Here is an 11,903-nt window from a genome sequence, read left to right as displayed (position 1 = left end):
CTCCTTAAATAACCAGGGGATCCGTGCACTGCCGGCAGGCGCGCACCACGCTCAGTGCCGCCAGGGTGGAGGTTTTGGGATTGGCGGCCAGCGGCAAGCCGCTCAGGGCGATGTCCAGCTCGCCGAAGCGGCCGCTGGCCCGGATGCGGTGCTGGTTGCGCCGGCTGTCCGGATCCACCACCAGTTCGACCCGGGTCTCGTCCATGCCGAGCCCGGCCAGGGCGATGGTGGCCGCCACGTTGGCGTTGGCCGGGAACAGCCGCGCCGCCTCCCGCGCCGTGCCGCTGAAGAACACCGTCGGCTCGGTGACGCCGTCCAGATCCACCAGGGTTTCCGCCGGGCTGCCGCGCCAGCTCTGGGGACTCTTGCGGCCCTGGTAGGTGACCGACTCCAGCCCCCCTTCCCGGGCGGCGGCCAGGCCGTCGATGCCGGCGATGGCCCCGGCCAGGGCCAGGATGCGGCCCCCGCCCTGGCCGGCGGCCAGGCGCAGATCCCGGGCCAGGGCCTCGTCGGCCAGGGCGCCGACCGAGATCAGCCCCAGGGTCCAGCCCCGGGCCAGCACGGCGCTGCCGTGTTCGCGCACCGCCGCCTGGCCGGCGCACTCCACCACCAGATCCGGGGTGGCGGCGCAGTCCTCCACCCGGCTCAGCACGGTCACCGCCGGGCCCAGTTCGGCCTGCGCCTCGGCCACCCGGGCCGCCGGCACCAGCAGCCATTTCAGGCTCAGCTCCGCCGGCAGCAGCGCCAGCACTTCCCGCGCCATGGCGCCGAACCCGATCATCATCAGCTGTTTCATCGCCCCTCCTACAGGTGCTTGTTGAAGCCGCCGGACACGTCCAGGGCGGCGCCGGTGGTATAGGACGCCAGCGGCGAGGCCAGGAACACCAGGGCCCGGGCCGGCTCTTCCGGCTTGCCCAGCCGGCCCATGGGGATGCCCCGGCGCTCGGCGATGGCCCCGGTCCAGCCGTCCCAGTCCTGGTCCCGGTCGCCGCGCTCGGCGAAACGGCGGCGCCACTGATCCGACTCCACCATGCCGAGCAGGATGGAGTTGACCCGGATGCCCCGGGCGGAAAACTCGTGGGCCAGGGAGTGGGTCAGGTTGAGCAGCGCCGCCCGCGCCGCCGAGGTGGCGATCATGTGCGGCTCCGGCTGCAGCGCCAGCAGCGAGTTGACGTTGGTGATGGATGGGCAGTCCGAGCGCTCCAGCTGGGGCAGGAAGGCGCGGATCGGGTGGAGCACGCTGAAGGTCTTGAGCCGGGTCTCGGCTATCCAGTCTTCATCCTCGGTCTGCTCGAAGTTCGACACCCGGCCCTGGCCGGCGTTGTTGATCAGCAGGTCGGCACCGCCGAAGCGGGCCTCCACCGCGGCGGCGAAGGCGGCCACCTCGGCCTTGTCCAGCACGTTGCAGGGCCGGGTCAGGCACTCGGCCCCGGGAAAGGCGGCGCGCATCTCTTCCAGGGAGGCGGCCAGCCGCTCGGGGTTGCGGCCGCACCAGGCCACCCGGGCGCCTTCCGCCAGCAGCAGCCGGACCGTCTCCAGCCCGATGCCGGACGAACCGCCGGTGACCACCGCCACCTTGCCTTGCAGCTTGAAACTCATGCTTGTACTCCTCGATTCGGTAAGGCCCCGGCCAGGCGGCACAGGGCCCGGTTGAAGGCGTCGGGCTGGTCGATATAACTGGCGTGGCCCGCCCCGGCCAGGGGTTCGATGCCCACCCCGGGGTGCCCGGCGGCCAGCGCCAGGACGCCGGCGGGCGGGGTGATCACGTCTTCCTCGCCGTAGATAACGCCGATGGGCGCGGGATAGTCCGCCAGGTAATCGCGGATATCGTCATGGGCCAGCAGGTAGGAAGCGGCCTCGAAGCCGTCCAGGGTCAGCCCCATCATGCCGTGGGCCACCAGATCCAGCTGGTCCTGGCCGGCATGCTGGGACAGGAGCACAGGCCCGCGCGCCGCCGCCAGCCCCTGGTGGCCCAGTTTGCGCAGCATGTCCGGGCGCTTGCGGTACACCTGCTCGCGGGTGTCGGCATCGGCCCGGCCGTAGCCCTGGGCCGGGTTGGCCAGCACCAGGCCGCGCACCCCGTCCGGATGGCGGCTGGCGTAGGCGGCGCCGATCATCGCCCCCAGGGAGTGGCCCAGCAGCAGCGGCCGCTCCAGCTCCAGCGCCACCACCAGTTCGTGCAGCGCGGCTGCGTAGTCCAGGGCCGACGGGGTGGCGGTCGCCAGGGGCGCGCTCTGGCCATAGCCCGGGGCGTCCCAGGCAACCAGGGTGAAGTCCCGGGCCAGTGGCTCCAGCTGGCCGACCCAGGAGCCGGAGCCGGAGCTGATGCCGTGCAGCAGCACCAGGGCCGGGCCCCGGCCGGCGCAGCGGTAGGCCTGCCGGCGGCCGCCGAGGTCGAGGTGGCGCAGCGGGAAGCGGGACAGGCTGTTGACCAGGGCGCTCATGGTCAGGCCCGCTTGATCTTGGACAGGGGGTGATCTTCCGGATAGGTCGGAATGGTCGGCTTGTTGGCCCCCAGCATCACGCACATCAGGGCGTCTTCCTCGCCGTGGTTGAACAGGCCGCGGTAGATGCCGGGCGGGATGGAGATCAGATCCCGCTCGCCCAGCCGGGTTTCGAACTTCTCCCCTTCATGCTCCACGAACAGGGTGATGGCGCCGCGCAGCATGAAGAACACCTCCTCCACGTCGTGGTGCACGTGCAACGGGCCTTCGCACTGGGCCGGCAGCACCATGGTGGAGAAGGTGAAGTGCTCGGAGGGCACGGTATTGCTGTCGTTCTGCACCCCGGTGGCGCCGGTGCCCATGTAGCGCATCTGGGCGCGGCGGTACTTGGGATCGTAATCGGCCTGGAACTTCAGCGCCTCGAAGTCGTAACGACGGGTGCTGAAGCGGGCGATGCGGCTGTCCAGCCATTCTCCCAGGCTCTTGTCGGCGGGCTTGTTCCAGGTATCGAATTTCGCGTTCATCTTATTTCCTCTTTCGGTGGTGTTACGCCATCCGCGGGCAAGGGGTGACCCTTCCGCGCCGGCGGAATCAAGCAAACAGTGGGTTGAATCAGTATTTTTTGATCAGGGGCAGCAGCACCAGGGAGCCGATCACCGCCACCCAGACCAGGAACAGCAGCCCCAGGTTGAAGTCGCCGGTGCGGGTCACTATGTAGCCCATCAGTACCGGGGCGGCGGCGCCGGCGAAGTTGCCGAAGCCGTTGAAGATGCCGCCGGCGGTGGCGCTCACCTCGGCCGGGGTGATGCGCGCCAGCAGGGCGAACACCGACGACACCCCGAAGCCCCAGCTCATGGCGCTGACCGACATGGCGAGGATGGCCAGCACCGCGTCTTCCAGCTGCAGCACCAGGTAGAGGGACAGGCCGGCGATCAGCAGGCCGCCGAACACCTGGGCCGCGCGCTTGCCGGTCTTGTCCGACAGGAAGGCGCCGGCGATCTCCCCCGCCAGCATGGCGATGAAGGGCAGCGACGACAGGGCGCCGAAGGACTTGAGCTCCACCCCCTTTTCCTCGATCAGGTAGCTCGGCAGCCAGCCGTTCAGGCCCCAGAGGTAGGTGAGCAGGGCGACATTGAACAGGCACAGGGCCCAGAACGCCGGGGTGGCGAACAGCTGCCGGCTGTTGCGCAGGTGCTGCTGCCAGCTCATCCGCTTCCGGGGGCCGGACAGTTGCGCCTCGGCGCGAAGCTGCACCCCCTTGAGCCCGAAGTACACCACCGCCAGGGTCACCAGGGTCAGCGCCGCCATCACGAAGAAGGTCATCTGCCAGCCGTACAGGTTGAGGATAAAGGCGGTGATGGGGAAACCGAGCGCGGCGCCGATGGGGGTGCCGAGCAGGAACATGGTGCTGGCCCGGGCCTGCTGGCCGGCGCTGTAGCACTGCTTGACGATGCTGTAGGCCAGGGCGAACAGCGGGCCTTCGGCGATGCCGAGCAGCACCCGCAACGCCAGCAGCTGTTCGTAGCTGGTGGCCAGGCCCATCAGCGCCATCAGCACGCCCCAGGAGGCCACGCTCACCAGCAGGCAGGTGCGCGGATTGATGAGATCGCCGACAACGCTCAGAAAGATGGAGGAAAAGCCGTAGGCCAGCAGGAAGCTGGTCATCAGCCAGCCGAGCCGGGTCTTATCGGCGCCTATGCCCATGGCGTCCTGGAAGACGGGGTCCGAGAACAGCACGGCGATGCTGATCTTGTCGAAAAAGGCCAGCACCACGCACACCATCAGCACGACGGAGATGGACCATTGCTTGATCAGGCTCGACGGCACCGGCATCTTGGCAGTCCCGATGGTTTCTTTCAGCGTTTCCATACTTATAACCCTTTATTCCGTTTTACGGTTTCAGCGCCATCAGGTTGACGGCGGGATCGGCCAGTTGCTCGGCGGGCAGCAGGGTGCCGGCCCTGAGCCAGCGCTTGCCGAGCTTGACCAGCCTGGCGTCGTTGACGGCGATCATCGACTCCAGCCTCCCCTCCCCATCCAGGTAGATAAAGGCATGCTGCCGGTCGCCGACCTGCCGCCGCACCAGGCGGCTGTCGCCGTTGGCGGGAATGCCCAGGATCTGGATGTTGCAGTCGTATTGATCCGACCAGATCCAGGGCTCGTCCCGGTAGGGGCTGTCCTCGCCGAGCATGGCTTTCGCCGCCGAGATGGCCTGGTTCTGGGCATTGGCCCAGGACTGGATGCAAAAGCCCAGCCCGGGGTGGATGGCCACGTCGCCGGCGGCGTAGATGTCCGGATCCGAGGTCCGGCCCTGCTCGTCGACCACCAGCCCCTGGGCCACGTCCAGGCCGGCGTCGCGGCCCAGCTCGGTGGCGATCTCGGCGCCCGCCCCCACCACCACCGCATCGGCCTCCAGCAGTTGCTGCCCGTCCCGGAGCAGGCGCAGGGTTCCCTGGTCGGTGGCCACCAGCTCGAGGAGGCCGCAGTCCAGCTCCACCTCGACGCCCTGCTCCCGGTGCAGATCCCGCAGGAAGTCGGACACCTCGGGCCGCACGCTGCGTCCGCAGAGCCGCTCGCCCAGCTCGAACAGGCTCACCGCCACCCCCTTGGCCCGGGCGGTGGCGGCCACTTCCAGGCCGATCCAGCCGCCGCCGAGGATGGCCAGGCGCTTGCCCGGCGCCAGCCGCTCGCCCAGGCGGGCCGCATCCTCGGGGGTACGCAGGGTGAACACCTGGGGCAGGCTCAGCCATTCCCGCACCGGCACCCGGGCCCGGCTGCCGGTGGCGATCAGCAGCTTGTCGTAGGCCAGCTCGGTACCGTTGTCGAGGGTCACCACATGGCCGCGGGGGTCGATGGCGGTGGCCCGGGCCGGCTTGTGCCAGTCGATGTGCATGGCGTTGATGGCCTCGTCCGAGAACAGCTGCAGCGCCGCCGGGGCCATGTCGCCGGCCAGCACCTGCTTGGACAGGGGCGGCCGCTCGTAAAAAACCCGCTCTTCGTCGGACACCACTGACAACATGCCCCCATAACCCTGTTGCCTTAAGGTATGGGCGGCCCAGGCTCCGGCCTGGCCTGCGCCGATAATGACGATGCGGGAAATCGCTTGGTTCATGGTTCAGCCCCCCTGTTTGACCTGGCGCCGGGTGCGGCCGTCCAGGCCGCCCTCGATCGCCCACTCGGTAAAGAGTTCCAGCCGGTGCTCCATGGTGCGGGGCTGCCAGGCGGGAGTGAGGTAGTCGTCGTTGGTGTAGTACTCGAAGGCACCGCCCAGGGGGCTGTTCACGTACCAGAAATAGGCGGAAGAAATGGGGTGACGGCCCGGGCCGATAAAGGTGGACCAGCCCTTGCGGTTCATCGCCATGCCGGCGCCGATCACCTCGTGGATATCGCGCACGGTAAAGGCCACGTGGTTGAGCCCGGCGGCCTTGCCCGGCACGTGCAGCAGGAAGAGATCGTGGTGGTGGCCTTCGGCGGCACAGCGCATAAAGGCGCCCTTGCCCTCATAGCAGTCGGACAGGTGAAAGCCGAGCCGGTCCCGGTAGAAGGCCTCGGCCCTGGCCAGGTCGGGGGTGAAGAACACCACATGGCCCACGCCGATGGGCTCGCCCCGCTCGTACACCGGGCTGGCCTCGTCCACCCGGCGGATGTCGCCGTGCTGGTTGATGGCGGCCACCCGCAGCGCGACCGGCTGCACGGCGCTCGGCCGGAAACGCAGGGTCATGCCGTTGGGATCCCGGCAGCTCAGGCCCCCGGGGTCGCGGGCCAGGCCCTCGACCCCGGCCAGGCGCTCGGCCAACTGCTCCAGGCAGGCGGCGCTTTCGACGCCCCAGACCACTTCACGCAGGGTGGAGCCGGGCTCGAAGGCGGCCGGCAGGCGGGCGTCGTCGATGTCGAACAGGTAGAGCCGGCTCTGGTTCAGGGTGAGGAACAGATCCGCCCCCGGGATGTCGCTCTCGGCGCGGCTCAGGCCGAAATCGGCGAGGAAGCTGGCGGCCTTTGGCCTGTCGTCCACCCCGAATTTCAGGGCTTCAATTCCGGTAATCTTCATGGTCACAGTCTCTCTTGTTGGGCAGCCGGGTCAGTTGAAGACGAAGCCGCCGTTGACCGGCAGGTTCTGGCCGGTGACGAAGGACGACAGATCCGACAGCAGGTAGAGCACGGCGCCGTTGACGTCCTCCGGCAGTTGGGGCCGGTGGATGGCGCGGCCGTCCACATACTGGTCGTGGCGGGCCTGGGGCACGTATTGGGTGGCTTCCACCAGGGTCAGCCCCGGGCTGACGGCGTTGACGCAGATGCGGTATTCGCCGAGCTCCCGTGCCATGGAGCGGGTCATCGCCAGCAGGGCGCCCTTGCTGGCCACGTAGGCCAGCAGCCTGGGCGCACCCCACAGCGCGGTGTCGGAGGCGATGTTGACCACCTTGCCCGCGCCCGCCGCCTTGAGGTAGGGTACCGCCGCCCGGGTCATCAGCCAGCTGCCGCGCACATTGACGGTCATCACCCGATCCCACACCTCGATGTCCAGCTCGGTCATGTCGACCCCGCCGATGCCGGTGGCGATGGCGCCGCAGTTGACCAGGCCATCCAGGCCGCCGAGCAGGCCGGCGGCGTCCCGGGCGCAGGCCTCGATGGAAGCCGGGTCCGCCAGATCAAGCGCCAGGCCGTGGGCGATGTGCCCCCCGGCGGCCAGGGTCCTGGCCTCCGCCATCACCTGCCCGGCGAGGATATCGGCCATGGCCACCTCGGCGCCGGCGGCGGTGGCGGCGCGGGCGAAGTCCAGCCCCAGGCCCCGGGCGGCGCCGGTGATCAGCAGCTTCTTGCCCTGCAGCAACTTATCCATGGCTCTCGGCCTCTTGCCTGGCCGCCAGTTGGGCCAGCTGCTGTTCAGCGGTTTTCTTCATCAGCCGGCGCAGGCGCGACAGGCCCACGTCGTGCTGGTAGAGGAACTCGTGATCGCGGGCGTTGGGCGCCAACTGCTCGAGGATGACGCGGTCCTGCTCCAGCACGTCCCAGTGCAGCTTTTCCAGGTGGTTGCGGTAGAGGAAGCGCCACACGTCGCGCTGCCAGCCGCTGACCTTGCGCGCCCGCCAGAAGAACACCCGGGTGTGGTGCTCGTCCACCGGGGTGGCGAAACCGACAATCCAGAATTCGCCGCCCGGGCCGAACTGCCGGCGGTAGGGAATGGACAGGCGCAGCCAGAAGGCGCCGCTGCTGCCGAACTCGACCCAGTCGAAGTTGACCCCGCTCTGGCCGGTTTTCTCGAAGATAAAGCCGTGCTCGGTGTTGCGGGCACGCATGTCGGCGCTCTTGTCCCCTTCCGCCATGGAGTGGGAGGTGCAGTGCAGGTAGCTGCCGTGCATGGGATCCATGACGTTGTCGACGGCATAGCGGTAGTTCACCGCCCAGTCCGCCTGGCACAGGAAGCTGCTCCACTCCTCGCTGTCGAGCTGCTCGGGCAGCACCAGATCGGCGGGCTCGGCGTCCGGATCCAGGCCGAACCAGAGGAAGATGGCGCCGTGCTTTTCGATCACCGGGTAGGAGCGCAGGCACTTGCTGCCGGTCATGGGGCAGGCGCTCACCGCCGGCACCTCGGCGACCACGCCGTCCCCCTTCACTTCCACCCCGTGGTACCAGCAGGCCACCCGGTCGCCCAGGTTCCAGCCCAGGGACAGCCGCGCGCCCCGGTGCGGGCAGCGATCTTCCAGGGCCTTGACCTTGCCCTCGGCGTCGCGCCACAGCACGATGTTTTCGCCCAGGCGGGTGATGCCGACCGGGCTGTTGCCCACTTCCCAGCTGGCCACCACCGGATACCACAGATCCTTGAGGCCCAAATCCAGATGGCGTTCTACTGCAAGCTGTTGATTCATTGCGTTCTCCTAGCTTCCCTGTGAGGTGCCGCTCAGTAACCGAGGCGGGCCATTTCGTCCTGAAAATTGGCGGGGGTCCAGGCCTCGCCGGCTTCGTTGCGCAGCCCGCGCCGGTTGAGGGCAGCCACCAGTTCGTCCAGCTCGGCGATGCCCTCGGCGAAGGCGCTTTCCAGCTGGCTGACCAGCTCCTGCTCGTAGCGGGTGGGCTCGCGGTAGCGGTTCTGCCACACCAGGTTGCGGGTCTTGCCCGGGATCTGGATGTTGTTGAGGCCGGCCTCGGTGGCGGGCTCGTTCTTCAGCCAGGCGGCCAGTTTGGGATTGAAGTTGTCCATGGTGCTGTTCCTTGTCATGCCATGTTCAGCAGTACGTCGTCGCCGTCGACCCGTACCTCGTAGATGTGGAGATCACGACAGCCGGGGCCACTTTGCAGCTTGCCGGTGGGAATATCGAAGATGGCCTCGTGCAGCGGGCACTCGACGGTGCGGCCTTCGATAAAGCCCTCGGTAAGCAGGGCATAGGCATGGGGGCAGATGTCCTCGATGGCGTGCAGGCGGCCTTCCACCCTGAACACGCCGATCTCCTTGTCGCCTACCTTGACGGCCAGCGGGCTCTCATCGGAGATGTCGCCCAGCTTGCAAATGGAAACCCAGTTCATGGCTTCGTCACTCCTTTGTGTTTTATATATGAAACTATGATTTACATACGAAACAAAGATTAGATCCGTTCATTGACCTCTGTCAACACAAGGTTTCTTTGTTGTTAAATTTTTTGAGGGGGTTGGGCGGGTGTTTTATGACCAGGAGTTATTAGCGCCGGGAGCCGGCCATAAAAAACGCCATGCGGTCGGCATGGCGTTGGTGGGGGAGTCTCGGCGCCTTGAGGGCGCGGGATCAGGGATGGGCGTTGTTCAGGCTCAGGGTGCGGGACAGGCTCTGGGCGGCGGCGATGACCTCGTCCCGGATGCGGCCTTCGAATTCTTCCCGGGCAATGCCGCCCAGCGGGCAGCTGACCGACACCGAGGCGATCATGCTGCTGTCGCTCTGCCGGTAGATGGGCGCGGCACAGGCGGCCATGGCCGGGTTGAAGTAGCCCCAGCTGATCAGGGCCGGCTGCCCGCGCACCTCGCGGATACGCGCCAACAGCGCCTCCAGGCTGGTGGGCGTGCCCTCGGTGAAGGTTTCCCAACGGTAGTCCCGGTACAATTCGGTGATGGCCTCGTCGGACAGGTCGGAGAGCAGCAGCTGGCCGGTGACGGTGGCGTGGGCCGGCCAGCGGGTACCGACCCCCACCGTGCTGGTGAAGGGCCCCGTGGCCTGGTAGCGATCCACGAACACGATATCGGTGCCCTGGCGGATCACCAGGTGGCAGGCGATGGTGGTTTGATCCCGCAACCGCTGCATGATGGGGCGCGACGGCTCCAGCAAATCCAGCCCCGACAGGTAGGTGAAGCCCAGATCCAGCACCCTGGAGTTCAGGCTGTAACGGCGGGAGTTGTCTTCCTTGTGCAGAAAACCGCAGTGCTCCAGGGTATAGGCGATACGAAAGGCGCTGGAGCGGTTGACCCCGATAATCTCGGCCAGCTCGGACACGCTCAAATCCTTTTTCTCGTCGCTGAACGCCTGCAGCGCCTCCAGCCCCCGCACCAGGCCGGGGACTATGTATCTGTCATCGGTTTCCATAGGTTCCTCTGTGCCCGACATTTGTTGCTTTATAAAGGCAAAATTGGAGCATGGCCCCGCCCTTTCGTCAACGCCCGGCTGGCAAGGATAGGGACACAGCTCCTTCCTGATCGCCATTGAGACGGTTAGCCTGATTCGTTTCCGGTAACGGCAGCCGCCACAGGCCGGTTGTCACGCCAGGATGGCAGCTATCGTCAACATTCGCTTACATGGCCGGTGCCCCCCGCCGTCGGCCATCGGACCCGCCTTCTTCTTTCCCCCCGCCCTTCGTGCTATAAGGTGCCTTCCTGACTTCGGGAGTGCCCAATGAAAACAAGAAAAATCAGAAAAGGCGTGCTGGCCTGCTCGCTGATGGTCGCCCTCTGGGCGCCGCTGCTCGCCACCGCCGCCACCATGGACAAATACGCCGACAAACCGGTCTGGATGGACTGGGCCTTCTTCGGCAACACCGTCATCTCCGCCAGCCTCACCCGCTGGAGCAGCAGAGAAGACGAATAACCCGGCCGCAGGGACGCGCCCCTTTTCCTCCCTTCCATCATCCCATCCTCTGCCGTTTTATCCCCCTTTCCCGGCTCTCCGGCAACGATTTCTGTGAACCTCGCCACAGCGCACGAAACAAAATGTTAACAATTTAGCAACCAAAGACTAAGGTCTGTCTGTGAACTCATTGTTCACAATAAAACAGACAAAAAAGTACACTCGCAGATGACCCCATTGCCAAGGAGAGAATGCATGCACAAGCTTGGAAGCGCCTTACTGATCGCCGCCGGTATGACACTGGCTCCTCTCGCACAGGCCCTGGCCGCCGAGGATCAGCACAAGATCGCCGTGTTGATCCCGGGTAAGCACGACGACAACGGCTTTATGCAGGCCGCCTACCGGGGCTATGAAAAGATCAAGGCGGAGCTCGATGTCAACGCCAGTTATGTATCCAATATTTCGGCAACTTCCGATCCGGCATTGCTCACCGAAGCCATGCGCAAGCTGGCACAGGAAGGCCCCGATCTCATCATCGCCCATGGCGGCCAGTGCAACGGCCCGGCAGAGATAGTGAGCAAGGAGTTTCCCGACATCAGGTTCGTGGTGATCCAGGGCCATGTACAGGGCCCCAACCTTTCGAGCTATGTGGTTCGCCAGGAAGACTCGGCCTGGCTGGCCGGCGCCCTGGCCGGACTGACCACCCGGACCGACGTGGTCGGCCATATTTCCGGAGCCTGGCCCCAGCCCGGCCTGATCGGCCGCGCCGCCTTCTATGACGGAGTCAAGCACGTCAATCCCGACGCCAGGTTCCTGACCTGGTTTACCGGCGATCTGGACAATACCGACATCAACGCCCAGGCGGCGGCGGCCGAAATCGGCCAGGGCGCCGACGTGATCTACACCATGCTCAATGCCGGCCGCCAGGGGGTGATCGACGAGATCAAATCCCATGACGACAAGGTACGCCATATCGGCAACGTGTCCGACTGGACCCAGGCGGACGCCAGCTTCGTGGGCTCGGCGGTGGCCGACGCCAGCGTGGCCATCCTCAACGCCGCCCGTGACTTCACCACCGGCCAATGGCAGCCCGACCAAATCACCGAGATCGGCCTGGGCCAGGGTGACGTGGTCAAGCTGACCCTGGCGGAGGACGTCTCACCCGAGATAAGACAGCAACTGGACGAACTGGCCGCCAAGCTCATCAGCGGCGAGATCCGCATCAACACCAGCTACGAAGGCCCCGAGTTCAACCCGGCCACCGGCGAATTCGTGCCGCAGTCCTTCAAGGAAGAGCTGAAAGCCAAGTCCTGATCCCCGGCCCCGCCCAAGCGGGCGGGGCCTTCCTCAAAATGCCGGCTTTCCCCTCTTGGCACTGGCATTCCCCGCCAAGCCAAGTACCATATACCGCCATGGCTGTCCGGTTGGCCCCAGGCGAC

At 66.6% G+C, this 11,903-nt stretch carries 14 protein-coding genes; 2 read left to right on the top strand and 12 right to left on the bottom strand.

Translation table 11 applies throughout. The features are described 5' to 3' along the window. Nucleotides 1-4 precede the first annotated feature (4 nt). From JKV55_RS18355 to JKV55_RS18300, 12 genes are all read right to left on the bottom strand, one after another. Complete coding sequence (locus JKV55_RS18355; protein WP_202088433.1) at nt 5-796, bottom strand: aspartate dehydrogenase; 792 nt, start codon at nt 794-796, stop codon at nt 5-7. A gap of 8 nt (nt 797-804) precedes the next feature. Beyond that, nucleotides 805-1,599: an SDR family oxidoreductase gene (locus JKV55_RS18350; RefSeq protein ID WP_106728980.1), complete on the bottom strand. Its 795-nt coding sequence runs from the start codon at nt 1,597-1,599 to the stop codon at nt 805-807. Then, nucleotides 1,596-2,444 carry an alpha/beta fold hydrolase gene (locus JKV55_RS18345; protein ID WP_202088425.1) on the bottom strand — a complete coding sequence of 283 codons (849 nt, stop codon included), beginning with the start codon at nt 2,442-2,444 and terminating at the stop codon, nt 1,596-1,598. The genes JKV55_RS18350 and JKV55_RS18345 overlap by 4 nt, the downstream gene beginning before the upstream one ends. Nucleotides 2,445-2,446: 2 nt before the next feature. Next, nucleotides 2,447-2,968, bottom strand: a complete 522-nt coding sequence (locus JKV55_RS18340) for a cupin domain-containing protein (protein ID WP_096779748.1) — start codon at nt 2,966-2,968, stop codon at nt 2,447-2,449. A gap of 88 nt (nt 2,969-3,056) precedes the next feature. Beyond that, nucleotides 3,057-4,313, bottom strand: coding sequence for an MFS transporter (locus JKV55_RS18335; RefSeq protein ID WP_202088423.1), 1,257 nt, complete (start codon nt 4,311-4,313; stop codon nt 3,057-3,059). 22 nt (nt 4,314-4,335) lie between these two features. Beyond that, nucleotides 4,336-5,556, bottom strand: coding sequence for an NAD(P)/FAD-dependent oxidoreductase (locus tag JKV55_RS18330; protein WP_202088421.1), 1,221 nt, complete (start codon nt 5,554-5,556; stop codon nt 4,336-4,338). Between the two features lie 3 nt (nt 5,557-5,559). Then, nucleotides 5,560-6,492, bottom strand: coding sequence for a VOC family protein (locus JKV55_RS18325; RefSeq protein WP_202088419.1), 933 nt, complete (start codon nt 6,490-6,492; stop codon nt 5,560-5,562). Between the two features lie 30 nt (nt 6,493-6,522). After that, nucleotides 6,523-7,281 (bottom strand): SDR family oxidoreductase, encoded by a 759-nt coding sequence (locus JKV55_RS18320; protein ID WP_202088417.1) that lies wholly within the window; start codon nt 7,279-7,281, stop codon nt 6,523-6,525. Then, entirely contained in the window at nt 7,274-8,308 is a 1,035-nt protein-coding gene (locus tag JKV55_RS18315; protein WP_202088415.1) for a Rieske 2Fe-2S domain-containing protein, read from the bottom strand. Before JKV55_RS18315 ends, JKV55_RS18320 begins: the two co-directional genes overlap by 8 nt. 32 nt (nt 8,309-8,340) lie before the next feature. Then, a complete protein-coding gene (locus tag JKV55_RS18310; protein WP_202088413.1) occupies nt 8,341-8,640 on the bottom strand; it encodes a recombinase-like helix-turn-helix domain-containing protein in 300 nt (99 codons plus the stop codon). A gap of 14 nt (nt 8,641-8,654) precedes the next feature. Further along, complete coding sequence (locus tag JKV55_RS18305) at nt 8,655-8,963, bottom strand: non-heme iron oxygenase ferredoxin subunit (RefSeq protein ID WP_106728989.1); 309 nt, start codon at nt 8,961-8,963, stop codon at nt 8,655-8,657. Nucleotides 8,964-9,198: 235 nt separating this feature from the next. Further along, complete coding sequence (locus JKV55_RS18300) at nt 9,199-9,987, bottom strand: IclR family transcriptional regulator (protein WP_202088412.1); 789 nt, start codon at nt 9,985-9,987, stop codon at nt 9,199-9,201. 306 nt (nt 9,988-10,293) lie between these two features. Between JKV55_RS18300 and JKV55_RS18295 the strand changes: the two genes are divergently transcribed. Next, nucleotides 10,294-10,485 carry a hypothetical protein gene (locus JKV55_RS18295; protein WP_142995611.1) on the top strand — a complete coding sequence of 64 codons (192 nt, stop codon included), beginning with the start codon at nt 10,294-10,296 and terminating at the stop codon, nt 10,483-10,485. 234 nt (nt 10,486-10,719) lie between these two features. After that, a complete protein-coding gene (locus JKV55_RS18290) occupies nt 10,720-11,778 on the top strand; it encodes a BMP family protein (RefSeq protein WP_202088411.1) in 1,059 nt (352 codons plus the stop codon). The last annotated feature ends 125 nt before the right edge of the window (nt 11,779-11,903 follow it).

Origin of the sequence: Zobellella iuensis, from assembly GCF_016746085.1 — a bacterium.
GTDB lineage: Bacteria > Pseudomonadota > Gammaproteobacteria > Enterobacterales > Aeromonadaceae > Oceanimonas > Oceanimonas iuensis.
Note: the sequence above shows the minus strand (reverse complement) of the source record. Positions and strands in the feature narration are given on the sequence as shown.

What these genes read in the sequence shown, in the direction of transcription:
- JKV55_RS18355 (WP_202088433.1), bottom strand. Translation starts at nt 796, where the DNA reads ATGAAACAGCTGATGATGATCGGGTTCGGCGCCATGGCGCGGGAAGTG.
- JKV55_RS18350 (WP_106728980.1), bottom strand. Translation starts at nt 1,599, where the DNA reads ATGAGTTTCAAGCTGCAAGGCAAGGTGGCGGTGGTCACCGGCGGTTCG.
- JKV55_RS18345 (WP_202088425.1), bottom strand. Translation starts at nt 2,444, where the DNA reads ATGAGCGCCCTGGTCAACAGCCTGTCCCGCTTCCCGCTGCGCCACCTC.
- JKV55_RS18340 (WP_096779748.1), bottom strand. Translation starts at nt 2,968, where the DNA reads ATGAACGCGAAATTCGATACCTGGAACAAGCCCGCCGACAAGAGCCTG.
- JKV55_RS18335 (WP_202088423.1), bottom strand. Translation starts at nt 4,313, where the DNA reads ATGGAAACGCTGAAAGAAACCATCGGGACTGCCAAGATGCCGGTGCCG.
- JKV55_RS18330 (WP_202088421.1), bottom strand. Translation starts at nt 5,556, where the DNA reads ATGAACCAAGCGATTTCCCGCATCGTCATTATCGGCGCAGGCCAGGCC.
- JKV55_RS18325 (WP_202088419.1), bottom strand. Translation starts at nt 6,492, where the DNA reads ATGAAGATTACCGGAATTGAAGCCCTGAAATTCGGGGTGGACGACAGG.
- JKV55_RS18320 (WP_202088417.1), bottom strand. Translation starts at nt 7,281, where the DNA reads ATGGATAAGTTGCTGCAGGGCAAGAAGCTGCTGATCACCGGCGCCGCC.
- JKV55_RS18315 (WP_202088415.1), bottom strand. Translation starts at nt 8,308, where the DNA reads ATGAATCAACAGCTTGCAGTAGAACGCCATCTGGATTTGGGCCTCAAG.
- JKV55_RS18310 (WP_202088413.1), bottom strand. Translation starts at nt 8,640, where the DNA reads ATGGACAACTTCAATCCCAAACTGGCCGCCTGGCTGAAGAACGAGCCC.
- JKV55_RS18305 (WP_106728989.1), bottom strand. Translation starts at nt 8,963, where the DNA reads ATGAACTGGGTTTCCATTTGCAAGCTGGGCGACATCTCCGATGAGAGC.
- JKV55_RS18300 (WP_202088412.1), bottom strand. Translation starts at nt 9,987, where the DNA reads ATGGAAACCGATGACAGATACATAGTCCCCGGCCTGGTGCGGGGGCTG.
- JKV55_RS18295 (WP_142995611.1), top strand. Translation starts at nt 10,294, where the DNA reads ATGAAAACAAGAAAAATCAGAAAAGGCGTGCTGGCCTGCTCGCTGATG.
- JKV55_RS18290 (WP_202088411.1), top strand. Translation starts at nt 10,720, where the DNA reads ATGCACAAGCTTGGAAGCGCCTTACTGATCGCCGCCGGTATGACACTG.